Source organism: Cytobacillus sp. GQ23 (assembly GCF_059758675.1).
In genome coordinates, this window is record NZ_JCAXER010000032.1 from 1 (window position 1) to 24,461 (window position 24,461).

27 protein-coding genes are annotated in these 24,461 nt (G+C 40.2%); 2 read left to right on the forward strand and 25 right to left on the reverse strand.

Going from position 1 to position 24,461, the window contains the following annotated elements; all coding sequences use genetic code 11:
• Nucleotides 1-33: 33 nt before the first annotated feature.
• Nucleotides 34-1,092: a ribosome small subunit-dependent GTPase A gene (gene rsgA / locus AC6CHU_RS21775; protein WP_159864012.1), complete on the reverse strand. Its 1,059-nt coding sequence runs from the start codon at nt 1,090-1,092 to the stop codon at nt 34-36.
• 326 nt (nt 1,093-1,418) lie between these two features.
• On the opposite strand from rsgA, the gene AC6CHU_RS21780 reads away from it, so the two are divergent.
• Nucleotides 1,419-1,727, forward strand: a complete 309-nt coding sequence (locus AC6CHU_RS21780; RefSeq protein WP_159864015.1) for a hypothetical protein — start codon at nt 1,419-1,421, stop codon at nt 1,725-1,727.
• Here AC6CHU_RS21780 and AC6CHU_RS21785 read toward each other — a convergent pair.
• The 9 genes from AC6CHU_RS21785 to ilvA all read right to left on the reverse strand — a co-directional run bounded on the left by AC6CHU_RS21785 (nt 1,702) and on the right by ilvA (nt 8,979).
• Entirely contained in the window at nt 1,702-2,283 is a 582-nt protein-coding gene (locus AC6CHU_RS21785) for a YpmS family protein (protein ID WP_159864018.1), read from the reverse strand. The genes AC6CHU_RS21780 and AC6CHU_RS21785 overlap by 26 nt on opposite strands.
• Complete coding sequence (locus AC6CHU_RS21790) at nt 2,273-3,112, reverse strand: SGNH/GDSL hydrolase family protein (RefSeq protein WP_498122781.1); 840 nt, start codon at nt 3,110-3,112, stop codon at nt 2,273-2,275. Before AC6CHU_RS21790 ends, AC6CHU_RS21785 begins: the two co-directional genes overlap by 11 nt.
• A 114-nt stretch (nt 3,113-3,226) precedes the next feature.
• The gene (locus AC6CHU_RS21795) at nt 3,227-3,808 is read right to left on the reverse strand and encodes an SCO family protein (RefSeq protein ID WP_498122782.1); all 582 of its coding nucleotides are present in this window, start codon (nt 3,806-3,808) and stop codon (nt 3,227-3,229) included.
• 133 nt (nt 3,809-3,941) lie between these two features.
• Nucleotides 3,942-4,919, reverse strand: coding sequence for a nucleoside hydrolase (locus AC6CHU_RS21800; RefSeq protein WP_498122784.1), 978 nt, complete (start codon nt 4,917-4,919; stop codon nt 3,942-3,944).
• A 157-nt stretch (nt 4,920-5,076) separates the two neighbouring features.
• Nucleotides 5,077-5,925 (reverse strand): DegV family protein, encoded by an 849-nt coding sequence (locus AC6CHU_RS21805; RefSeq protein ID WP_159864030.1) that lies wholly within the window; start codon nt 5,923-5,925, stop codon nt 5,077-5,079.
• Nucleotides 5,926-6,065: 140 nt separating this feature from the next.
• On the reverse strand, nt 6,066-6,317 hold the full coding sequence (locus AC6CHU_RS21810; protein WP_159864033.1) for a DUF2535 family protein: 252 nt from the start codon (nt 6,315-6,317) through the stop codon (nt 6,066-6,068).
• Nucleotides 6,318-6,543: 226 nt separating this feature from the next.
• Nucleotides 6,544-7,281, reverse strand: a complete 738-nt coding sequence (gene tatC / locus AC6CHU_RS21815; protein WP_159864036.1) for a twin-arginine translocase subunit TatC — start codon at nt 7,279-7,281, stop codon at nt 6,544-6,546.
• 94 nt (nt 7,282-7,375) lie between these two features.
• Nucleotides 7,376-7,573, reverse strand: a complete 198-nt coding sequence (locus tag AC6CHU_RS21820) for a twin-arginine translocase TatA/TatE family subunit (RefSeq protein WP_035331398.1) — start codon at nt 7,571-7,573, stop codon at nt 7,376-7,378.
• A 137-nt stretch (nt 7,574-7,710) separates the two neighbouring features.
• A complete protein-coding gene (gene ilvA / locus AC6CHU_RS21825; protein ID WP_159864039.1) occupies nt 7,711-8,979 on the reverse strand; it encodes a threonine ammonia-lyase IlvA in 1,269 nt (422 codons plus the stop codon).
• A gap of 173 nt (nt 8,980-9,152) precedes the next feature.
• Here ilvA and AC6CHU_RS21830 point away from each other — a divergent pair, with 173 nt between their 5' ends.
• Nucleotides 9,153-9,389: a hypothetical protein gene (locus AC6CHU_RS21830; RefSeq protein ID WP_159864042.1), complete on the forward strand. Its 237-nt coding sequence runs from the start codon at nt 9,153-9,155 to the stop codon at nt 9,387-9,389.
• A gap of 41 nt (nt 9,390-9,430) precedes the next feature.
• Here the strand turns inward: AC6CHU_RS21830 and AC6CHU_RS21835 are convergent, their stop codons facing one another.
• The 15 genes from AC6CHU_RS21835 to AC6CHU_RS21905 form a co-directional block, all read right to left on the reverse strand.
• Nucleotides 9,431-10,090, reverse strand: a complete 660-nt coding sequence (locus tag AC6CHU_RS21835) for a lysophospholipid acyltransferase family protein (RefSeq protein ID WP_498122786.1) — start codon at nt 10,088-10,090, stop codon at nt 9,431-9,433.
• 193 nt (nt 10,091-10,283) lie between these two features.
• Nucleotides 10,284-10,769, reverse strand: a complete 486-nt coding sequence (locus AC6CHU_RS21840) for a dihydrofolate reductase (RefSeq protein ID WP_159864048.1) — start codon at nt 10,767-10,769, stop codon at nt 10,284-10,286.
• The gene (locus tag AC6CHU_RS21845) at nt 10,766-11,560 is read right to left on the reverse strand and encodes a thymidylate synthase (RefSeq protein WP_498122787.1); all 795 of its coding nucleotides are present in this window, start codon (nt 11,558-11,560) and stop codon (nt 10,766-10,768) included. Before AC6CHU_RS21845 ends, AC6CHU_RS21840 begins: the two co-directional genes overlap by 4 nt.
• 67 nt (nt 11,561-11,627) lie before the next feature.
• Nucleotides 11,628-12,329, reverse strand: coding sequence for an anthrax toxin lethal factor-related metalloendopeptidase (locus AC6CHU_RS21850; RefSeq protein WP_159864053.1), 702 nt, complete (start codon nt 12,327-12,329; stop codon nt 11,628-11,630).
• A gap of 233 nt (nt 12,330-12,562) precedes the next feature.
• Nucleotides 12,563-13,174 carry a TerD family protein gene (locus tag AC6CHU_RS21855; protein WP_159864056.1) on the reverse strand — a complete coding sequence of 204 codons (612 nt, stop codon included), beginning with the start codon at nt 13,172-13,174 and terminating at the stop codon, nt 12,563-12,565.
• Nucleotides 13,175-13,225: 51 nt separating this feature from the next.
• Complete coding sequence (locus tag AC6CHU_RS21860; RefSeq protein ID WP_498122789.1) at nt 13,226-14,332, reverse strand: toxic anion resistance protein; 1,107 nt, start codon at nt 14,330-14,332, stop codon at nt 13,226-13,228.
• Nucleotides 14,333-14,334: 2 nt separating this feature from the next.
• Nucleotides 14,335-15,972 carry a YceG family protein gene (locus AC6CHU_RS21865; RefSeq protein ID WP_159864420.1) on the reverse strand — a complete coding sequence of 546 codons (1,638 nt, stop codon included), beginning with the start codon at nt 15,970-15,972 and terminating at the stop codon, nt 14,335-14,337.
• A gap of 540 nt (nt 15,973-16,512) precedes the next feature.
• Complete coding sequence (locus tag AC6CHU_RS21870) at nt 16,513-17,310, reverse strand: HAD family hydrolase (protein ID WP_498122790.1); 798 nt, start codon at nt 17,308-17,310, stop codon at nt 16,513-16,515.
• Entirely contained in the window at nt 17,307-18,416 is a 1,110-nt protein-coding gene (locus AC6CHU_RS21875; RefSeq protein ID WP_498122792.1) for a cysteine protease StiP family protein, read from the reverse strand. The genes AC6CHU_RS21870 and AC6CHU_RS21875 overlap by 4 nt, the downstream gene beginning before the upstream one ends.
• Nucleotides 18,409-19,782: a phosphoribosyltransferase family protein gene (locus AC6CHU_RS21880; RefSeq protein WP_251283598.1), complete on the reverse strand. Its 1,374-nt coding sequence runs from the start codon at nt 19,780-19,782 to the stop codon at nt 18,409-18,411. Before AC6CHU_RS21880 ends, AC6CHU_RS21875 begins: the two co-directional genes overlap by 8 nt.
• Nucleotides 19,712-20,923, reverse strand: a complete 1,212-nt coding sequence (locus tag AC6CHU_RS21885) for an HpcH/HpaI aldolase/citrate lyase family protein (protein ID WP_251283599.1) — start codon at nt 20,921-20,923, stop codon at nt 19,712-19,714. Before AC6CHU_RS21885 ends, AC6CHU_RS21880 begins: the two co-directional genes overlap by 71 nt.
• A gap of 119 nt (nt 20,924-21,042) precedes the next feature.
• Nucleotides 21,043-21,822, reverse strand: coding sequence for a TerC family protein (locus AC6CHU_RS21890; RefSeq protein WP_159864067.1), 780 nt, complete (start codon nt 21,820-21,822; stop codon nt 21,043-21,045).
• A gap of 89 nt (nt 21,823-21,911) precedes the next feature.
• On the reverse strand, nt 21,912-22,493 hold the full coding sequence (locus AC6CHU_RS21895; protein WP_251283600.1) for a TerD family protein: 582 nt from the start codon (nt 22,491-22,493) through the stop codon (nt 21,912-21,914).
• 110 nt (nt 22,494-22,603) lie between these two features.
• Nucleotides 22,604-23,191 (reverse strand): YpjP family protein, encoded by a 588-nt coding sequence (locus AC6CHU_RS21900; RefSeq protein ID WP_498122797.1) that lies wholly within the window; start codon nt 23,189-23,191, stop codon nt 22,604-22,606.
• A gap of 20 nt (nt 23,192-23,211) precedes the next feature.
• Nucleotides 23,212-24,393, reverse strand: a complete 1,182-nt coding sequence (locus AC6CHU_RS21905) for an LL-diaminopimelate aminotransferase (protein WP_498122793.1) — start codon at nt 24,391-24,393, stop codon at nt 23,212-23,214.
• Between the last annotated feature and the right edge of the window lie 68 nt (nt 24,394-24,461).

Here is a 24,461-nt window from a genome sequence, read left to right on the forward strand (position 1 = left end):
AGAAACCCCTTCACAGAAGAGGTTTCTGAATCTTTAAATTCTTTTACTCCGTGCTCCAGCACTTATTTTTTTCCAGCGTTTACGTTCTTCTGATTGTGCGCGTTTATCCTGCTTTCTATCCAGATAGGCGAGTTCCTTAAGAAGCTTCTTATAGCTGTTAAGACGTGCCCCTGATATGCCGCCTTCTTCTATTTGCCTGCGCACGGCACATCCCGGCTCATTTTCATGTGTACAGTCCCTGAATCTGCAATTTTCTGCCGCTTGTTCAATGTCTGTAAAGCTTTCTGAAAGTCCGCTTTCGCTTTCCCACAGCTGAAGCTCTCTCATTCCTGGAGTATCAATTAGAATAGCACCATCTGGAAGAAGGATGAGTTCCCTGTGAGTAGTTGTATGCTTTCCTTTGTCATCACTAATTCGGATATCCTGTACCTTTTGCTTTTCCTCGCCAAGAAGGTAATTTGTCAGTGTGGACTTCCCAACACCTGAAGAGCCTAGCAATGCGATTGTTCTTCCAGGCTCTAAAAACGGTTTAAGCAGGTCTATTCCCTTCTCTTCCATCACACTGACTGTGATCACAGGAACACCCATGGCAACGGTGGCCACTTCCGCAAGCTTTTCCTCCAGATTCTCACATAGGTCAGCTTTGGTAAGAACAATGACAGGAGCTGCCCCGCTTTCCCATGTTAAAAGCAAATAACGTTCTATTCTCCTTAAGTTTAGATCCTCATTAAGAGAATTAACCAGGAAAATAGTGTCTACATTTGCAGCTACAATTTGCTCTTCCGTATTCAACCCTGCTGTCTTTCTTGAAAACTTGCTTTTTCTAGGAAGGACAGCATGAATTGTCCCCCGCTGTTCATTTGCTCTTTCTTTGATGACAACCCAATCACCTACAGCAGGATAATCCTCCCTTGAAGAGGCATCGAAAGAAAATTTCCCTGATACTTCACAGAGGATTTCTCCGTTATCTGTCCATACACGATACATTCTTTTATGCTCTAATGCCACCCGGCCTATCTGATATTCTTTATTTTCATACGCTGAAAAAGCTTCTTTAAAAAAGGCATTAAACCCAAGTTTATTAATTTTCAATGTTTGTTCCTCCATGCTTTTTGAAATTTTTTTTACATACAAAAAACCATAGGCAATCAGCCCATGGTTTGATCATGCAAAGTTCAATAAGCAGAAAAAAAAACAAACTGGTCCGCTCGATTAAACGAATTCCATTTGGGCTGTGCCTGAATTATTTACAATGAGCGTATTAGCATAAAGTTCTCTTGTCATAGCACATCACCCGCTTTCGTTTATTTGTTTATATTATATGGAATATTGCACCAGAAGTAAAGCCCTATTATTCTCAATGTGTCATTCGACCGGAGATGAGCATAAGTTATTTAAGCTGTTTAGGAGGAAAAGTTATGCCTATTGGGAGAGACCATCATTGGTACTTACTAAAAGCGGCAAAGTATGACCCAATGGCACAGTATTTTAAATACATTGATCCAGTACAGCATATTGCTTATTACCAAAAATATTTACTTTGCCTTAATCAGGCTTTTCAAATGATGCGTACAAATAACCAGGTGCCTTCTGCTGCTCGTAACGGAAAGCAGGCTAAAATACGGCTATTCCACGGTTCGCCTGATGCTGGCCCGAAACAAAAAAGGAACCCCTCCAAAGCTGTGAAGGGTTCCCTTTTTCTCAATTCACGGGCACAAGAAGGGTAAAACGAATATCATCCTGCTTTAAATTGAACTCATCCACTTTTACTTTCACATCACTCTTCAGTTTCATTTCCTGCAGTGACACATAAATTCTTTCTTTCTTAGGCTGAATGGTAACACCTTCCGGAAGTTTGTAGCGGTCTTTTACCAGCTTCAGAACATGTGAAACAGGAAGATTCAGCTGCCCGACAGATATAGACTTTTGCTGGAGTACAACATCCCCATTCTCCAAAGCCTCAGGTTCAAATGACAGTTTCATCTGCAAATCCTGGCTGAAGAAAGGGATTGTGCCATATAAATCCACTTCATCATTTAGAAGGACCTTGTAATCTATTGCTCCTGTCAGTCCTTCTTTTTCAAGATAGTGGTTAATGACTCTATTCAAATCCTCTTTATTTGCTTTTATATTAAAAGGAACGTAATTATCACTATTCAGGGTAACTGCTGTGTAGTCTTCATCATCTGCCGGCATACTGATAATAATAAACAGCGCAGCCAAAACAAGTGCATTAATGGCCAGCAGACCAATAAATAGCTTTTTCCATTTTCTATCTTTCAATCAGCTTCTCTCCATTTCTTTCGGCTTTCCTTTTATATGGAATATCTTTCAGCACTTCCTCTGTAAGGATTTGATGGACCCGGCCAGCTATTAATTCATATCCTTTATCATTTGGATGAAAATAGTCAGTATATAAAAGGTTATCATCGGTATTTTCAAATATATCAGCTATTTCAACAAAATAAGTCCCTGGATAATTTTTCAGAATATCCTGGCTTGTGTCATTCCAATCTCCAAGGATGGAATTAATTTCCGTTATTTCTGAAAACCATTTTAAAAAGGGATTATATAATCCTATTAAAATTATTTTACTATCTGGGTTTACCTCTTTTATTGACTCTAAAACCTCAGTGAGATTTTGTTTATAGATTTTTTTTTCCTTGGCAAAGGCCCTCAGCTTCAGGTTTGAAAAATTATCACGGACCACTTTCATAACGTCATTGCCGCCAATGGTTATAATCACCGCGTCTGCATTCTTCACAACATCTTTTACTTCATCTGTCTCCAGCTTTTTCAATAATTGATCGGAACGATTGCCTTTAACACCGAAATTATAAAAAACAGCGTCTTGAACACTTTTGTCTTTTTCCAGTGACATTTCAAGATAAGGTACGTAACCTCCACGTTCAGTACTGTCTCCAACCCCCTGTGTTAAAGAGTCCCCTACTGCAGCAACAGTAAGGTTTCGGGGAAAGAAATCCACAGGTATTTCTTTTTTAACTGCCAGGCGGGATTCTTTTTCAGAATGAATTAAATCATTATGGTTAACAGAACTGCAGGAGGCGAGAAGCAGCATAATCAAAAAGATGAAGGTGAATTTTTTTATCATACTATCACCTGCCCATTTTTCTCATTCATATTATAACATGTAGCTTAAATATAAAAAGAATCAGCATTTTCCCTGCAGCAGCATGGAAAAAGAAAAATAGACCTCGTACAAGGTCTATTGCAATGCTTTAATATCATTAATAATTTCATCTAAAGGAATTTCATTAAGGCCAGTATAATATTTCATTACTTTTCCATTCTGGTCTACAAGATAAAAATCTGTTCCATGGATAACCTGATCACCTGTTTGCGGCTTTTTCACAATGGCTTTAAAGTACTCCATAGCATATTTTTCAATTTCTTCCTGTTCATACCCGGTTAGAAAATGCCAATTGCTGAAATCCGCATTGTATGTAGATGCAAATTCCTTTAAAACTTCAGGTGTGTCAACTTTTGGGTCCACACTGAATGAAACAAATTCAATATTTTTAATGCCTTCCTTCTCAGCTAAATCCTGAAGCTTTTTCATATTAGCTGTCATGGGCATACATACATCTTCGCAATTGGTAAAAATAAAGTCCGCTACCCAAACCTTGCCTTTAAGATCCTTCAAACCAAATTCTTTATTGTCCTGATTTGTATACGTGAAATCGGCCAGTTCCCAATTTAACGCATCTTTTATGCCGCTCTGCCCGCATGCGGAAAGGACAATAAGCATAATAGCAGAAACCATTATAGCAAAGACTCTTTTTCTCATAAATTCACCTGCTTTTATTAGTTACGATGCTAATTGTAGCAAATATTCATGAAAGAAGAAAGAAGTACATATGACAAACTTGTGAAAAGGAAACTCTCATTCTATTAAAGGGAATTCGTACAGATACAAAGTCCTAAGAAGGGGCTGTTTTATGATTTGTCATAATCTCATAAAATGTTCTGATGAAATTTGAATAATTAAATTGCACAGCTATTCGATGGATCGGGTATTTCATCTTGTCTTCGGAAAGGAAATTTCTAAAGTCTCCGATGCTCTGGCCAAAAGCCTCCCCTTTAGCAGTAATGATCTTCACGGGCACATCCTGATATTGTACGTCAGCCCCATCAAGCAAAGCCCACAATGTAACGAGATCGTGCAAGGGACTTCCGCTTATGCCGGGGTAGGCTTGCTTATAAAAATTGTAATAATAGTCAACCATAGGCTTAAGGATTAATCCTACTTTATTTTGCACTTTCTGATAATAGGCATCTAGAGTGTCGATAAGTGCAGGAGTAACAATTGCAGACATCGTTACATCCAAAGGAAAGACATGAATTTTCTTAGGTGCATTGGCAAACACTACATTAGCTGCATACGGGTCGCCATAAAAATTTGCCTCAGCCACTGGTGTCACATTGCCTGGAGCATTGAATGCCCCTCCCATAATATAGAAGTCACTAACTTTATTCATTAGTGAAGGATATAGGATAAATGCTGCTGCCAATGAGGAAAGTCTCCCAACATTTACTATTAAAATATCATTTTCAAACTTCTCGATCAGTTTCTTAAATTCATCAAAGTTTTCAAACATGTCATTGGAATTCTCCAGGGCTGGAATAATCGGCCCCAGCCCTTCTACCCCGTGGACATCCGGATAAAACACCGGAACATCCCCGGTTAAAGGCAATACGGCTCCGCTGAATATAGGAGGATCTTCTCCGGTTAATTCACTAAGGTAAGCTGCATTTCGGACGGCATCTTCCCTGGAAACATTCCCATAATCAGCAACAATCCCTACGATATTGATATCCTCTGAGAAAAAAGCAAATATAACTGCAACAAAATCGTCAATTCCAAAGTCACTAAAAAGCAATACATTTTTTCTCTTCAAACTTACACCCCCATAATTCATTTTATTCCGGGGATAATTGAGAATGGCAAATATTTTCAATTAGTCTAGAAGTTTTAATTTAATTATTGCCAGCTGCGGATGCCAAAAAATTAACTCCGCAAAAAAACGCATAGCTCGGTTAGCTATGCGTCCTTTTTTATTTATCTTCCAGATGATACATAAACCCAATTGCACCTGGTCCTGTATGTGTACTAATAATTGGAGTTGTGTCTTCTACTTCAATCTCTGCACTTATATCCAGCTCTTCGATCATTGTTCTCAGTTTAGAAGCCAGCTCAAGGCCTTCTGCATGCACCAGGCCTATCCCCTTAATGGTTTTCCCTTTTATATCCCCGGCAAATTGCCTGGCCAGATACTTGGCAACCTGAGTATGGCTTCTTACTTTAGCAACAGGTGTGTAAACCCCGCCTTCGAGCGATGCAATAGGTTTAATATTCAGCAAAGATCCAATCATGGCTTTGCCTTTGCCGATTCTCCCGCCTTTAACGAGATTTTCCAAAGTATCTACTACAACAAACAATTTAGTGTTAGCACGAACCGTTTCCAGGCGGTTGACAATTTCCTGAACAGCTTTTCCTTCCCTGGCCATTTTTGCTGCCTCTATTACCTGGAAAGCCAGTGCTTTGGAGATATACCTTGAATCTACTACTGTAACATTTGCATGTGACATAGCTGCCGCACTTTCAGCTGATTGGACAGTTCCGCTCATTCCTCCGGTCATATGGATGGAAAGAATTTCATAGCCCTGGTCGCCAAATTTGTCATACACCTCTGCGAAGACTCCCGCTGGAGGCTGTGAGCTTTTTGGCAGTTCGTCAGATTCTTTCATCTTTTTCATGAATTCAGCCGGAGTAATATTTACCCGATCCAAATATGTATCTCCTTCAATGTGAATGGATAGAGGAACAACTTCAATATCGAATTCTTCAATCAATTCTCCTGATAGATCCGCAGTTGAATCAGTAACAATTTTTATCTTAGCCATTATGCCTTCACTTCCCTGCATTTACAATTAGTTCATATTATACATTTTAGCAAAATACAAATAAAGCAATAAATATAAAGGTTTCTTGGTTCTCCTCAAGCAGACAAAAAAATACCGGCTTACTGCCGGCATCAATGTTGTTAAGCGTTATTTTTCAATTCAGGAGCCTTAAAAATCTCTTCATAGACCGGCCATTTCAGGACTCTTTTTAAATATTCCCTAAAGGAATGATTCTTTAAAGTCCTTTTATTGGCGTTAGTGGCCGCAATAAAGGTTTTCAAACGGACTTGGATCATAAAATAATAAGGGCTATCTTTTGCCAACACAGGAATTTCAGTAATTTTTACCTTCTGTCCAACATCATTTTTGAACTCTAGGCTTTTAAATAGCAAAATATCAATCCTCTTTTTCACCCGTTTGTTTATATTATACCCCAATTAAAGCTCGAAATGTGTCTGATTCTGCTATCTCATTAATTTTTTTATGATGCTATTTCGTTTGGTTCTCTTCTAAATGATTGTTATTTTTGTTTGAGTATTCTGCCCGTTGATTTCTGCTCCAGGCATTTGCTTTCCGAGGGGAGGAATGTAGCCTCCGCTACAATCAACTCGGTAAATATTAAGAAGAGGCCTCTCCTGAACTCTCCTGCTTTTTCAGCTTTCTTTTATAGACAATTTTTGATAAGTTGATGCTTATCTCATAAAGCAGCAGCAAAGGAATGGTTACAAGAATATCAGACATAAAGTCTGGTGGTGATATAATGACCGAAATTACAACAAGAACAAAATAAGCATACTTCCTGATTTTTGTAAGGACATACGGATTAAGGATCCCAAGCGAAGTCAGGAACATGATGACGACAGGGAGCTCAAATAAAACTCCAAAAGGCAAAGTCATATTCATGACAAAGCGAAAATATTTATCCGCAGTAAAATTGGCCTCAAACATTTCTCCCCCAAGCTCCACAAGAAAGCTTAATACGGTTGGAAAAATGACAAAATATCCAAAGCAAAGGCCTGTAATAAACAGAATAAACAATGCAGGGACATAAGAAAGAGAAATCTTCCGCTCAGCAGCTGTCAGGGCAGGCTTGACAAACAGCCAAATCTGTATTGCCAAAACAGGTATCGTCCCTGCAACAGCAATAACTGTAGCAAGCATAAAATAAACCCAGATAATATCACTTGGGCCCAGAACGATCAATTTAACGTCCAGGTCTCTTACCAGCCACTTATATATATCCTCCACAAACACGAAACCTGCAATAAAAAAAAGGATGAATGCTGATGCCGTAATGATGAGTCTTTTTCTTAATTCATCCAGATGTTCGACTAAATTTAATTCTTTTTCTTCCATACAAATCTCCTGGTCATTTTATAAAAAGCCGGGCTTTGGCCCAGCCAGTTTTTTATAGCCAAAACAAAAAGGTGCAAGAGTATATCCTTACACCTTATTTAACCGTTTTTTTCTTAGTATCCTGTTCAAGTTCATCCATCACGTCACTTGTCAGGTCTCTGGTAGATTTTTTAAATTCTCTTAGTGTTTCACCAAAAGCCCGGCCAATTTCCGGCAATTTTTTTGGACCAAATATGATTAACGCCAAAACAAGGATTAAAATTAATCCTGGAACACCGATATTTGAAAGCATATTCACATCTCCTTTAAATTACTTCCCTTTGGAATCTAATACGATTATAGTACTTTTTAAAGGAAATGTCACAGATATCATAAAAATTCATATTTCAGTCACATATCTTTAATATGGATCTGCCAGTCATCCTGGAATTATACAAGCAGATGAAAAAGGTTGCTGTCTTTGTTTATCTCTTTGTAAGAAAATCCCTTTTTATTCATTCTCACAATAAGGTCGCTGTAGTCCTCCCTATGCTTCAGCTCAATTCCTACTAGGGCCGGACCATTTTCTTTATTATTTTTTTTCGTATATTCAAAACGTGTAATATCGTCCGTCGGGCCAAGCACTTCGTCAAGGAACTCTCTTAATGCCCCAGCCCTTTGTGGAAAATTCACTATGAAATGGTAAAGCAGTCCTTCATAAAGCAGGGAACGTTCTTTAATTTCCTGCATGCGTCCTATATCATTATTGCCGCCGCTGATCACACAAACAACATTCTTTCCTTTAATTTGATCCCTGCACATATCCAATGCAGCAATCGGCAAGGCTCCGGCAGGCTCTGCCACAATCGCATGCTCGTTATATAGTTCAAGGATTGTCGTGCATACCTTCCCTTCAGGAACCATGAAAATATCATCAATAAGCTCATTGCAGATGTCAAAGGTTTTTTCACCTACACATTTTACTGCCGCCCCATCTACAAACTTATCAATTTCCCCAAGGGGTGCCACTGTTTGTACCCTGATGGCTTCGCTCATAGAGGGTGCTCCTTCAGGTTCAACTCCAATCATCTGCGTTCCCGGCGAGATGCTTTTTATGTAAGTGCTGAGTCCGGCCATCAATCCGCCTCCGCCAATGCTTGCAATAACAAAATCCACTTGTTCTTCACAATCGTTAAGCATCTCAACTGCTACTGTTCCCTGTCCTGCAATCACCATTTCATCATCAAATGGATGAATGAAAGCCCTTCCCTCTTCCGTTGCACACTTATGAGCTTCGTGATAGGAATCATCAAAAGTGTCACCTACAAGGATGATCTCCACTGAATCTCTCCCAAAAAGCTCTACCTGACTCACCTTCTGTCTCGGTGTAGTCGCCGGCATGAAGATCTTCCCCTGAACTCCAAGGTGTCTGCATGCATAGGCAACTCCCTGTGCATGATTCCCTGCACTTGCACAGACAACCCCATTTTCAAGCTCCGCTTCAGTTAATGATTTCACTTTATAGTAGGCGCCTCTTAATTTAAATGAGCGGACATGCTGAAGGTCTTCTCTTTTTAAATAAACATTGCACTCATACTTCTCTGACAGGCGTTCATTTTTCTGTAAAGGTGTATGGGCAACAATATCCTTTAGCTGCTGGTATGCAATCAAAATATCTTCCAACTGCACCCATTTTTTTGTCATTACTTTCTGTTCCATTTTGCCACCCTCTTCTTTACAAGTTATTAATTTGTACATTATACCATGACAAATCATGATTTCAATCCGGTTTTTATAAAATTTACATTTTTCCAATTATTTTATGGATAGAAACGGATCAATCTGACATATAATAAGCAAACGTTATTTTTATAACTCAAAGGGGTGCAAGAATGGAGTTTTCTTTATGCAGTCTGGATAGCGCTTTGCCTGTGGAGGTTACAGTGGATGAAGATAACGGAAGGTATATGATTCGGAAGAGCGATACGAGTGGAGAGTACTTCAACAGTGCAGATGAATTAATAGAGTGGGTGAAAGCTAACTTTACCGCAGAAGAGTTTTGTGATCCCGGAGAATATCACGGAATGATTCAGAAGCTCACAGATTATTTAGTGGATCCGAATTTTTAACTTACCAGCTAAAAAGGCCCTGACTAAACGGGGCCTTCTTCTTATGAAGCGATTTTTCTGTCCGAAAGACTGCTGCAGATTATTGCTCTTACTTCCTGTGCGAGGAACCTTGCATCCATCTCTTTAACGAGCTTGGCATTCACAGGCCTGCACACTCTGATTTCTATTTTAGCCGGCTTTATTACTCTGCCATTCTTTTCAAAGGCATCTGCTGTCCCTTTAATGGATATTGGCACAATTGGAACACCTGCATCCTGTGCAAGCCTGAATCCGCCTAATTTAAAAGGCGCTACCTGTCCTCCCCTGCTTCTCGTTCCTTCCGGAAAAATCAGGAGTGTATGCCCCTTTTTTAAAAGCATCGTAGCATTCTTTAAAGAATTGATGGCACTGGTGCGATTGCTGCGATCAATAAAGACACAGTTCATGACTTTCATCCATGAAGAAATGATGGGTGCTTTCCTCACTTCAACTTTCGATATAAAACCAAAAGGTTTATTAATAGTTGCCAGAAGGGCTGGAATATCAAAATCCCCTTCATGGTTGCAAACAATGACGACCGGCCCTTCCGGAATGAACTCCTGCCCTGTAATTTTCACTTGGGAGCCTGATATTTTCAATACTGTCCTAGACCACTTTTGTGGCACATTATGGATGATTCGGTCGCGTTCCTCAACAGGGTATGTTGAATTCAGGTTTCTCATCCGTGATAGTGCAGGAAGGCTATAAAGTAAATATCCTCCCGTATAAAGAAAAAAGGTTATTAATCGAAGCATACATACCTCCGGGTGTTGGGATGGTTTACATTATATAATATAATAATCATTTCCCTCTTACTATATGTCAGCAGTTTAATTGGTCAAAAAAGCAGCCCGCAAGTGCGGACTGCTTTAAAGGTTATTTTCTTTTATAGATAAGGAATTCAAAATCATACGGATTTTTCTCATCCCTTGTACCCTTCTCCCTTGAAAGGAGTTCCCATTCTGACATATCCAATTCAGGAAAGTAGGTATCCCCTTGAAACTGGTCATAAATCATAGTCAGATATAGACGATCAGCTGCAGGAAGAATGGCTTTAAAAATCTCTGCACCGCCAATGACAAAAATTTCATCTTCCTTCTCACCGCTGTACTTCAACAGTTCTTCAATTGTATTAACTACAGTGCATCCTTCGCAGGAGAAGGACGTATTCCGGGTTATAACAATATTTTCTCTTCCGGGCAGAGGTCTCCCGATTGAATCCCAAGTTTTGCGTCCCATGGCGATCGGATGCCCCATTGTAGTTCTCTTGAAAAATTTTAAATCCTCCGGCAAATGCCAGGGAAGTTTATTGTCCCTGCCGATCACACGATTCTCATCCATTGCCCACATTAAAGAAATCATACACTCACAACTCCTTTAATATGAGGGTGCGGATCATAGTCTTCAAGCTGGAAATCATCAAACTTAAAGCTGAAAATATCTTTCACCTCAGGATTAATCTTCATTTTTGGAAGCTTTCGGGGCTCACGGCTCAGCTGAAGGTTTACCTGTTCAAGATGATTCTGGTAAATATGAACATCACCGAAAGTATGGACAAATTCACCAGGCTCCAGATCGCATACCTTCGCAACCATCATAGTCAATAAAGCATAGGAAGCAATATTAAACGGCACGCCGAGAAAGACATCTGCAGATCTCTGATAGAGCTGGCAGGATAACTTTCCATCTGCAGCGTAAAACTGGAACATGCAGTGGCAAGGCGGTAAAGCCATCTTTTCAATTTCCCCGACATTCCACGCATTTACAATCAGACGGCGGGAATCAGGATTTGTCTTTATTTGTTCAATCAAGCTGGAAATCTGATCAACTGTGTTTCCATCAGCACCAGTCCAGGATCTCCACTGATGTCCATAAACAGGCCCGAGATTCCCTTCTTCGTCTGCCCACTCATTCCATATCCGAACACCATTTTCCTGAAGGTATTTTACATTGGTATCTCCATTTAAAAACCATAAGAGCTCATGGATAATAGATTTCAGATGCAATTTCTTAGTAGTAACAAGCGGGAAGCCCTCCTGCAAGTTAAAGCGCATCTGATACCCGAACGTACTTATTGTACCTGTGCCTGTACGGTCCTCTTTTTTAGTGCCATTTTCCAGAACATGCCTGCAAAGATCCAAATATTGTTTCATTTCAACCCAACCTTTTTTAAATACTCATTGCTATTGTACACAATTTCCGTTCATTTCACAGGTAAAATCAGTTTAAATCTTTTATAAAATCATAGGTTTTCGGAGCATTTTCTCTTAATAACTCCCTTGATTCCCCTTCTGCAAAGTACATGGCAAAAGCCTCAGCGAAATATTCTTCAGGGAAGGAAAGAAGATAATTCTGGCCCGGGAACAATTTTGCTTTTTCAGCTTTCCATACAGAAAGAAACTTCTGATTAAATCGAATGCCATTGTAAACATAACGATCCACAGAATGGGCAAGTTCATGAAGCTCCAGATTAACGGATCCATGACCTTTTCCTCTCTCACTGAAGCCTATTTTCACAAGGACTGTTTTTGACCCGCCAATCCCAGGGACATCATCCCAGGTGGTATTCCCCGTATAGCCGCGGGGGATTACCCCTTCGAGATGCTGGGCTGTAGGATTATCCGTAAGTTTTCCGACGAATAATTTCACCCTGATATCTTCATCCTCAATTTTGGAGAGCAGGGATGCGGGCAGATGATCCACCCTGGAAATCATTTCTGCAGCCTCTTTCTCATCAAAAGGTTCAAGAGGCACAATGAAGATCTCACCAAGCTGGCGCGGAGATTTCAAACTGAGAAACTCTTTAAGCTGGGAGGAGTGAGGGTAATCCTTTAATTTCATGCCGCCCATGGCAGCCTGAGAATTCCCAAGCAGCGCAAGGGAAACGATCATTATTGTTAATGTAAGTGCCATTTTGCGCATGTTAAAAGCCCCTTCTGCTAATCTATGTTGTATAATTTGCGGGCAATAGAGCTATTTGAAGTTTATAAGCTGCGGAACTGCCTGAATGGAGAAAAAATCTTTAACCGTTCTGATAATCTATTAAAATTATAACATATGAAGGGAGGTTTAGAAGGAAACAAATGATGGGAAAATTAAATGAAAATTCAAAAAGGACCCGAGTTGGTTCGGGTCCCTGCCAAGCTTAATCTTTATTAAGAATATGAACGTACAACGTCTGACAGGCCTGGTGAAGCTGTTCCAGTGCCTATTGCAGCGAACTTCCAATCGCTTCCATGTCGATAAATCTCTCCAACTATTAAGCTGGTACTGCCGCTGTAGTTGTCTGTCAGATTGTAATGAATCAGTTCCTGATTGTTGCCGGAGTTTACCACTCTGATGAATGCATTTTGGATCATACCGAAATGCTGTTTTCTTTTAACGCTGTCATAAATGTTTACAACAAATACCATTTTGTGAATGTGTGCAGGCACTCTGCTTAAATCAATCAGCACCTGCTCGTCGTCTCCATCTCCCGCACCTGTCAGATTGTCCCCAGTATGCTGGACACTTCCATCACTGCTTTTTAAGTTGCCGAAATAAATGACATCTTTATTGCTCTTAAGTTTCCCATTTTCACCAAGCATGATAACAGAAGCATCACAGTCGATATTTGCTCCGCCGCCCCCGCCGAATAAAGATCCAAGGAGACCGCCGCCCCCGCTTTTTTGTACTGGATCCCAGCCTAATCCTACCATAATTTTTGATAATCCCGGATTTCCTTTAGTTAAGTCGACACGCTGGCCTTTTTGAAGATTTATTGCCATATCAATTCCACCTCATTATTATAAATATTTTATTTAAAAATGATCAGCTGCCTAACCCTGCTGCTTCATTTTTTTAAAATTGTCCTGCAGATGTTCCAGTCTCCTGGTTCCTTCTTCACGCAGACGCTTGTTTTCTTCTTCTATTGATTTTGTCTCCTGCATACCTTTCATGATGATATTCCAGGATTCTTCAATCGTTTCAATCTTAATGCTTGGACCGCCTGCCAATCTTGCAATGTCGGCACTTTGGTTTGAAATATTCTGTGCATTGCGCACCAGCATTTCATTTGTCCGTCTGTCCAGCTCACTCATAGAATCAGCAACAAGCTTTTGTCTTTTGGCTGCCACTGCCTGAATCAGCCCGTTTTTAAAGATTGGGATTGTGGTTACAAATGCAGAATTGATCTTGCCGATCAGCTTAGTATTACCTCTCTGAAGCAGCCGGATTTGCGGTGCTGTCTGAAGAGCAACCATTTTAGCCATTTCAAGATCATACACTCTTTGCTCCAGTAAATCGATGGCATTTCTTAATGTATCAAGCTGCATTGAAGCCATTTGATCCCCCTGAGCTGCCCGCGCTTCCAGCTGGGGAAGCTGATTGGCTTTTAAATCATCGGCTTTCATTTGTCCTGCAACAGCATATTTTTCGAGTGTCAGATAGTACTGGTAGTTTTGCTCATACATTTGTTCAAGCATGGTTGTGGAATCGACCATTTCACTTTGGTATTTGGAGATTTCAACATACACTTTATCAATTTCCGCACCCATTGTCTGATATTTTCCGAAAAGCTTTTCAATCATTTTTTCTCCGCGCTTGAAAAGCTTGCCAAAAATGCCTTTTGGCCCCTGCTCAAAATCCTTCTTGTCAAATTTGTCCATAATTCTGCCGAGCTGCTTTAAAAGTTCACCTGAATCTTCAACCTTCGTAGTTCTCATGTTATTCAATATCTGGTCAGAGAAACGGGAAATCTGTACAGCAGGCTCTTTGCCGAATTCAAGTATTTGAATTTGGTCCTTCTCATCAATGGACCTGGCCAGGTTTTGCACCTCAGGCTCCTGCCTTAAAGCAAGCTTAATTTCTGATACCTTATTTTCAGATAATTTATCATCCTGCAGCTGGGCAGTTAAATTTATATCTGTTGATTTGGTCGGATTCATTTTCAATCACCCTTTAAATTTTTTAATAATCCTTGAAATAGAACCTTTTTTAGAAAGGATGGTTCCTTAAATTCCTGTTCAAAAACAACATCTTCGAGCCAATGAACATCATATAAATCTTCCTCAATAAAGTTTTCAATGTCATTATGGCCCGGCGGGTTATACAATACAATGTCTATGCCAAACTGATTAAGCAGCAATAGGAGTGCAGCATCTGTTCTTACCATCGTCCCGTTCAGCTCGTTGTTGTACAGAATGATCTTAGGGACTTCCTGAGAATAATCGAATTGCTGCATCAATTTCAGGATACTTGGAGGGATTTGCAGGCTTTGGCTGAAGAGATAAATTTTCAATTCTTCTTCTGATTCTCCCGGCAGCGGCTTTAAGCGCGGACGTGCACACATATTCCTAATGGCCTTTGCGATCCCATTTTGAAGGCCGCCAGGAAGCTGCTGATACCTCCAATAATGCCCTGAAATGATTTTTTCAGGGTCAAGCTTCCCTTCTCTATCCAGTGCATTGCGGTAATGGAACCGAAAATCATTATTGACACTGTTTGTAAAGGGAAATCTTCTTATCAGCAGACTTTCTTCATATTGGCTGATCGTTTGAATGCGATCCCAGTATTCCTTGCGGTTCCTGCTTACTCCCTGAATCTTTGAAAAAATGGATGGTATCATGACCCTGCCATCTTTCACCTCGAAGTTTGGGCGGATCATGGCTTTCTCTTTTATTAAAATAAAAAGTTCATCATAAGTGGTTTTTAAGGTCACAGAGGAAGGAATATACTCCCTGAGCTGCCATGGTTTATAAAGGCCTGAACCCTCATGGTTAAGAATGGTCTCTATTTCCCTGGATGCTCTATAGGCAACTGTAGCACTCCTTCTCCTTTTTTCCTGCGGGAAGGGTTCCGGCTTTTTCTTTTCAGGATAATGATGTACAAAAGAATCCTGAACTTCCGGGCCCATCTCTGCAAAAAGGTCTTCACCTGAAGGGGAAAAATAAAGAATATCGCATCCCATTTGATATAAGTAATTCAAAAAATAATAATGGCTCTTTTTCCCATTACCGTACCACAGAACTTTCGGCATACCCAATTTCGGGTCAATATCTTTAAGTTCTGTGTCTAAATGATTAGCAGACCACTTAATCACATCTACAAGCACTCTTCTTATATCCTGGTTTTTTAAACCGCCTGCTTCCTTTTCAGAAAAAAGGTTCAGCATACTGATCATCGCTTCCCTTATTTTCCTGTGCATAGAAGGAGAGGAAGATTTAAGCAGCAGCTGTTCGCCATCCAGAAAAGCAGCAAATCGGTTTATGGATAAATTCTGTTCCCGGTTAATATTCAGGACTTTTTGTATCGCCTGGAACTGCTGGTTATTAATGGTTTTATCCAGATGTTCTTCACTGAGGAGGAGAAGCCCGGAATTCTCAGTGTGAATTAGATCAAAAAGACGATTATAATATTCATCTTCATCGGGAGGAACTCCAAGAAACCTGGCAACAATTTGGCCAACATGCAGCGTTTGCTGTTCCTCTCTGTAACTTTCACGTTCATAATTAAGCTTTTTTAACTGAGAGCTCCAGTTCTCATATGTAACCTCTAAAATGTGAGTTTTAATTTGACTGTACGACAAGTTCAATTATTATCCCTTCCCTCTATGAGCGAAAGATGCATTCTTATCATTTCATTCAAAAATTGCGCTTCAGATCCCGGATAATGGCACGGGGCTATTATGTAAACTTATTACTATCATATCATAGGATTAGAACCTATTTCTAAAATGGTTTACTTTCTTTACGAATTAACAGGAAGAAAGTTTCATTTCAGCATTATTTTTTTCATAGCTGATCCGCCTCTAAAGGACTTTTTCACCTTTATCCCTGTCCCCGCATAAAGTGGAGTACTCTGTAAGAGGAAGGTGAAACAGTATGAGGCTGCTTTTTCGAAGAGTAAGATATCGTGGGATTGAGCATGATCTCGATATAATCAGGGATACTTTATGTTCAAGTTCCTTTGTTTTTATAGACATCTTTTTCTTGTCAATAATTCTTGCCGTCTTCTCTTTTGCCCATAACCAGTCTATTTCCATCAGCAGTTTAATCTTTTCAGGGAGCTATACCTTTTGCGTCTGTTTATTTATCGTTTTAAAAAAATGGCTGAGGGACCAGCCGGACTAAACTCTTTCTATGATACTTTTTAAAATATTATTTAAAATTTCTTCCCCTGCCGCGGTCCCTATATTTGCAGAAATCAAGTAAGGAGATGAGATGGGCTTCTCAGCAGCCAGTTCACCATGGGCTGGGACGTATGCATAATCGCAATACTTTAAAAAGTCATGGTCAAGCATGGAGTCTCCTGCTCCATATACCATACTTACACCTTCCCGTTCCTGTATAAACTTCACAGCCTCTCCCTTACAGATGGGATTTGGCATAAAATACAGCTTTCTGCCCTGATGAGATATTCTCCATCCAAAGGATTCCGCCAGATCAGCAATTGTTTTTTTGGCTGCATCTGTCAGTTTCTCTTCAAGAATATAATAAAAGAAAAGATTTTCCGCCATTTTTATTTTCCCATTCAGTTCCAGGCTTTTTGATTTGTCCATCATTTCCTCAAGCAAAGCACACTCTGCCTTCAGCCGCTTTCGAACTCTATCCGACCATTCTTTGAGAGCTTTTCCATGATAATGGATATTTGCGCCATTGGATGTAACAGTGTACGGAATGTTAACGTCATCCTGAAAAATAAAAATACGCTTATATTGTTCATACGTTCTCGTTGTAACAGGCACAAAGAGCATTTGAGCAGATACCGCTTTCAGTAATTGCCGAGCTTCGTCTGTCATAAAGGCAATTTCCCTGCCATCTTTACGCTCTGCACTTATTAGACCTTCTCCTGACTCCCTAAAATCAGCAAGTGCTTTATTTGAGTAAATGAGTGTCCTGTCTAAATCTGATGCAAACATCCTCATGAGTTTTCTCCTGCCTTTTTAATTAATCCGCAGCAGGTATAACTCATATCCGGATAGTGAATAATCTCGACATTCCTCTCCCTGGCCAGCATGACAATATGGCCAACATATGGACTTTCCGGATCTCTCATCAGAATTTTCCACGGAAGCCTTCTCAGAAGAACTCTGGTAGTTTCACCAACTCCCGGTTTTACAAAGTTAATATTTTCAATATTAAATTCTTCCTTTATTCTCTGAATCTCTTCCATCCCTTTAAAACTTGCTTTCCCTGGGTTTTCCATGATCCTTTTCGCAAGATCGAAAGCTTCCTGCTTAATTGCCGGGAACTCTTCTGCTATAGCTGAGAGATATAGGTTTGAAACATCTGCTTCCTCCAGCTCACTGTAATATTTGGCTCCATGGAAATCTTCCGGTCCAATTAGGGATTTATTTAATACTGTTCTGCTGACCAATCCTGAAACAGTTGAATTGAGGCAGGCACTTGGAATTAGAAAATCTTCCCTCGTTCCATATAAAGTGGTGCAATAACCAGGATCAGCGAGAACGGCCAGCGTATCATCGAGGGGAACACCATAAGCTTCATGGAATTTTCTGCAAGCCTTTGTTAATTCAATGGAAATAGCCCCTTTTCCTGTCCATCCATCCACAAACTGAATTTCGCAGCCGGGATGTGACTTTAAAATATGTTTTATCGCATTTTCGTCAATCCCCCGATCCCTGATAATAGAAATGCTGTAGTGCGGCAAATTTACACCATATACTTCAAAAAGATACCTCTTAATCAGGATTCCTACAGGTGTCCCTGCCCTTGCGAGGGAAACCAGCACAGTATTCCTGCCTTTTTGCTTCCAAATCTGCTCAGAGACCGCTCCTGCAGACAAAGCGGTTTTCCGTTTGTAACCATCAAGTGTTTGCCAAAACAGGGTAAGATATTGTTCAGGCGGCTGGTACTCAATAGGAAGTGTTTCACTGTAATGCTGGCCAGACTGAATGTTTTTTTCTCTTTGCTCAACCGAGCCTTCAAGTGAATATCCGCTTAAATCCTTCAGTAAAAATACAACATCATCTTTACTATATGAACCAAATTTATCAGCAATTCTATTCATTTCTTCCACCCCCGTTAAAGCAGACAACTTTAATGTTTTGTATATATTTACTTAATTGATTAATAAAAGGCATTAGCGAATCTTTCTCCGGTTCTCTTTCAAAAAACAGGAATGCTTCTTCATAATAATCCTCTGGAATGTTATAAACAAATTGTGCCATTTCAAGGTCTTCAGGATTTTGAAAGGATATCCCGTATTGCGCTCCATAGTCTTCATCATTTCTTACAAAAATAGGACTGCGTGTTGTTGAGTGAAATTTTATTCCTTCACCCATTAATGAGGCTAGCTTCATCGGGATATACATGAATTCCCCGGTTCCAAGACATAGCGTTTTCCTTCCATCCCGTCTTTGGGATAGGGATTGGCCGATCTCGGCTAATGACACTTCCAGTTCAGCCTGGCTTTTTGCATCCAGTCCGAAACGGCCAGAATCTTTTAAATAAGGAGCATTTCTGATTTCACCATTTAAAGTAACCGATGGTTCATTGACCCTGCTTAATAGTTCGGGGAATTCTTTGTTTATATGAATATTGGAAATCTGTCCAGTATGTCCTCTCGGTTCGTCCTCTGACTGGCCTATATGCACTTCTGGAGACCCCTTAACATCGATCTCCCCTTTTAGAAGAGACACATTGTTAATAATAATGTCCAGTTCTTTTTCCAAATCATCAAACTGCAGCTGATTTCTTTCGGAACGCCAGTCGAGAATGGAGACGACAGTATATACTCTTCTGGGAAAGCGTTCATGAATGGAGCGGATGATATTAATGGCTGTTTTTCCTGTAGTCATTTCATCATCAACAAGAATGATCTCTCTCTTATTATTCAAAAGATCTGCATCAGCATAGCATCTGTGTGATGTAGCATGAGAATGTTCTTCTTCAAATGTTATGACTGAATTCTGATTTGCCAGCTGTTCTCTTGTAGTATGAAAATAATCTGCACGTTTAAAAGATTGAAAGAAAGCATGTCCCAAAGCAGTCGCAGTTTCTGCGAATCCGATAATTACCGGGTTATCATCTTCTGTAATAAAAGGACTGCTGCTCATTATGCCTGAGCCGGTTTTATATGCGGATAAAAGATCTGCGGCCGTTCCGGTCTCCACCTTCTTAACCTTCTCCATATAACGGCTGGCAAGCAGTTCTCCTGTCAGAAGTCCTATCTTCGGGTCAATAGGTATGTGTTTCCCGAGTACCTTGCTGACAAATAAGAAAGATCTTTTCTTATTTATTCTTGCAGCCATGACAAATAAATCCTCAGGGAGCAGATTATAAGGATTCTCGGTTATATAAATATCAACAGTTAATGAGTTGAGTATCTGAATGGAATGTTTCGTTTTTGAGTAGGTCAATGTATGTGATCTCATCCTGCAGCACCCCGTATACTTCTGATTTTAATAATATTTTTTTAGCCCAATATAAATGGGGTTTAATTTCATTCATTTTGTTCTGGTAATCGCTTTTCATAACCCCTTTTTTCCCTCCGGCCTGACCCGCGATGCTCTGTGCATCCAGATACTCTTCAAGCGTAACAGTATTCAATGCCTGTACAGGCCTGATATGGGTTGGATGGATGATGGTTTTCCCAGTTAAACCATTTGAAATATCCATGGCGATTTCTCTAATGAAACCATCCATATGCCGGTCGATTAATTCCGTTCTCATTCTCAGGCCATCCTGTCCCAGACGCTCCCTGAATGGCGTTTGTCTGATCTGTGGCTTAAGAAGGCGCTCTTTTGAAGAAAAATATTCCCAGACCGGACCTGAGATGACATAAGGCCTGTCAGCACGAAGGAAAATATTAATAATATCTGATATACAATCTCTAATCACAGCAATATCGTAAACGGTCGTATCAGAATTTCTTCGTATCCCGTAGAGTCCGCTAAAATCCGTTGCCCCAATTCTCACATTTAAAATCAGCTCAAAATTTTGATCCAGTACTTTTTTTATGTGGATTAACTCTTCAAGCCTTGTTTCTTTATGAATAATTTCTACTGTCTCAAGAATCGGCATGGCATATAAACAATAACCAAGAGAATTGAGGTCTTTAATTGCCGCTAAAATTTTGCTTCCTTCAGCAGGTGAAAACTTAGGCAGGACAAAACCAGTCAGAAGATGCATCCCATTTGGAATTCTGCTCCTAAGTCTCATAAGCTGATCATAGCTTCTGATTCGCACGAAGATCAGAGGGAGATCTTCCTCTTCACAAAGGCCCTTCGCAAGGTCAAAGCTCAAATTTTCCAATTCCCGACAAAGCAGATCTTCTGCCATTTCCACTTCATCATCACCAATTGCATCTTCAAGGCATATGACCATCGATGAAAGTCCTGAATGCTTTTTAGACAGCAGATCCTGGTGTATATTTGGCCTTGTTGCCGGCATATATAATGTTGCTCCAAGTGCATATGCTAAAAGCTCCCTGTCGGATCTCTTGTTAAAAAAGCCAGGCTTTTTATAGAACATTTTATTTATTTTTTCATCCGGAAGATCGGAAAATAGTCTCATTTTCGCAGCTCCATTCCTTCATTAAATTACTACTTTCTTCCTTTTTCACCCAAAAAAAGATAAAAATAAAAGGGAGCGGACAAGTGTCTGTTCCCTTCTAAATCTATGCAATTACCTATTTAGTTTGATCCCTGATCGGCAGCTTCTTTCTTTGCGTTCCTCGCATGGACAATGAAAGTAATAGCAAACACGATAACCAATACGATAAAGAAGTAAATATGGTCAATGTGAATACCAGCAGCACTCGCAAGCATTTTAGCTGCAATAAGGAGGATCAGAATATATGAGCTTGTTTCCAGTTCCGGAACCCTGTCAATCAGCTTCAAAAATACTCCTGCAACACCACGCATCATGATAATACCAAGCATACCGCCTATTAACAGCACCCAGATTTCCTGGCTGACTCCGAGTGCAGCCAAAATACTGTCGATTGAAAATGCAATATCCATCAATTCAACTGCAATGACAGTTCCCCAGAAAGTACCGAAAAGGCGGATTAATAACCCCCGCTGGTTAATCCCTTCTATTGCCTCTTCATCACCGGCTTGCTCGGCATTCCGCTTGTCTATAAAATACTTGATAGCAAGCCAAGCCAGATAGGCAGCACCTAAGACCTTGATGTACCAGAATTCAATTAAAAATACACCGATGCCGATTGCAATAAATCTGAAGAAATAAGCACCTAAAAGACCGTAAAATAGAGCTTTCTTACGCTGTTTTAGAGGCAGATGTTTTACCATTACAGCTAGAACAAGCGCATTATCAGCAGATAATAAGCCTTCCAGAATGACAAGTGTACCTATCAGTGCCCAGCTTTCTGGCTTTGATAAAGCTTCCACCCACATTTCCCAGTTAAAAAACTGAGAATATGTATGTAAAATAGATTCTATTATTTCCATACTATATAATTCCCCCCGCTGATGATGAATGCTTTTTCATATAAAAGACCCGGCATTGCCGAGCCTTATTATGCAAATATACCTCTTATTTATCCAACCTGTAAACCAAAATCTTTTGCCAGTGCAGCCAATCCGCCCTGATATCCGCTTCCAATTGCACTGAATTTCCATTCTCCGTTATGTCTGTATAATTCTCCAACTACAAGTGCAGTTTCAATCGAGAAGTCCTCCCCAAGGTCATAACGGATCAATTCTTCGCCAGTGTCTTCATTCAGAATTCTTGCATAAGCATTTGAAACCTGTCCAAAGTTCTGGTTGCGGGCTTCCCCGTCATGGATGGTGATTGTAAATGTAATGCGCTGAATATTAGCAGGCACACTCGACAGATCAATTTTCACCTGCTCATCATCGCCATCCCCTTCACCTGTACGGTTATCTCCAGTATGTACAACAGCCCCATTGGCACCTGTTGTATTGTTGTAGAAAACAAAGTCGCTTTCAGAAGTTACTTTTCCAGTATCTCCAAGCAAGAATACGGAAGAATCCAAATCAAAGTCATTTCCGCCATCATATTTGTTTGTATCCCATCCAAGCCCCACCACTACCTTACTCATTCCAGGATTTGTTTTTGTTAAGTCAACTTTTTGTCCTTTTGATAAGCTTACTGCCATTTCAACTCTAACCTCCATTATGTAGAATACATGTATTTACGGTATAAATCATAAAAAGATTCGTAAACCACAAAAATATTTTTTCATATTCGCAAGTTTATTTCAATCTTTTAACTCATCCATTTTGGCGGGGTGTTTTTATTCCAATAAATCGACCCTAACTCATGATGAGCCTGAAAACTGTCATGGTGTGTGTGATAATGAAAATTAAACCAGTATCCCTGCTGAGGAGGATGGTCCCTTCTCACATGGAAGCGAATGACATCTTCGTTTGTCCTGCTGTTAGTTATGTGGAAGATTTTTTCCGATAACCCGCCTCCCGGAGTCTCAGTAACCTTTAGTTCTGCAAGGCTCTCTTCCGGGAATTGCACTGCCACCTCCTGGATGGCTTTCTCAATTTCAGGAAGGATGACCTGGTTAAACTCATCTTCAATAACAGGGCCTATCTTTGCTCCAAATTTCTCATACGATTGTGTCTCAGCTTCGGCAAGCATTTGCCTGATAAAGTCATTTTTATCAAAACTGCTATCTTCCTCTTCAGCAAGTTCTGTGCCCTTTTCTGAGTTTTCCACATCTGAAGCTCTGGAGGCTTTTAACTGATTCGTATTTTCATAAAGAAATGCCTGAGAAGGAGTGACGAAGCCAAACGTTAAAATGGTAACAAGTACAACAAAGGATTTTCTCAGCCAATTCGGCATCTTTTTCACCTTCCTTTCTCCTAAGCAAGGATTTTTTTAAATATGCCGCTGCCTTCAATATTAAGGGCAGCTTGCCTTAAAACGTCTTCGGGCTGTACAAGAGCAATTCGAACGTATCCCTCACCCCCTGGTCCAAATGCACTTCCAGGAGTTACGACTACACCGGCCCGGTTCATTAAGTCAATAGCAAAATCCTTGGAGCAGCTGTACCCGGAAGGGACCTCGGCCCACAAGAACATTGACCCCTCAGGTCTGCTGATATCCCAGCCGATAGTTTCAAGATCTTTTATTAATACATCTCTTCTTTTTCTATATGTCTCTCTCAATTCCTGCAAAAAACCGGACTGATCATTCAATGCTTTCACCGCAGCTGCCTGTACCGGCAGAAATACCCCATAATCCAAATTGGATTTGAAGTTGGCCAGCAGCGCAATAAGCTGCTGATTACCTGCGGCATATGCCACCCTGCAGCCAGCCATATTAAAGCTTTTTGAAAGTGAATTCATTTCAATCCCTACATCAGCAGCACCTTCAACAGCCAAAAAACTTAAAGGCTTCTTTTCATAATAAAGTTCTGAATATGCAAAATCATGCAATACAGCAAAACGGTATTTCTTTGCAAGCCGGACCGCTTGAAGAAAAAGTTCCTCTGTCGCCATTGCCGGAACAGGGTTGCCAGGGAAATTCAAAATCATTAATTTCGTGTTTGCAAGGATTTCTTCAGGGATCTCATTAAAATCCGGGAGGAAGCTGTTCTCCTTTTTTAAAGGCATTCCGTACATTTGCGCACCTGCCATTGCTGCACCTGCTGAATATGCAGTGTATCCGGGATCAGGAACAAGGATATAATCACCCGGATCACATAGAACCATCGGCAAATGAACCAGCCCATCCTGAGATCCCATTAAAAGCTGCGCCTCTGAAACAGGATCGAGATCCACTTCAAAATTTCGTTTATAATAGCCGCTGACTGCGGTATTAAATTCATTTGTACCTGCTAAAGAGTACCCGTATAGCTGTGGTTCACGGGTTCCTCTTGACAATTCCTCCATAACAAAAGCAGGAGGGGGCAAATCAGGACTGCCAATACTCAAATCAATTACCGAAAGACCGTCTGAAAGTTTTGAATTTTTAAGCTGGGCCAATTCGGTAAACACGCTCTCTGTGAAAGAAGCCATTCTTTTTGAAATAGGAAATTCCATTGTATCCTTCCTCGCTATGTATCTCGACTCTATTTTTCTATTATACTTCTTTTTGAACTAAATTTAAA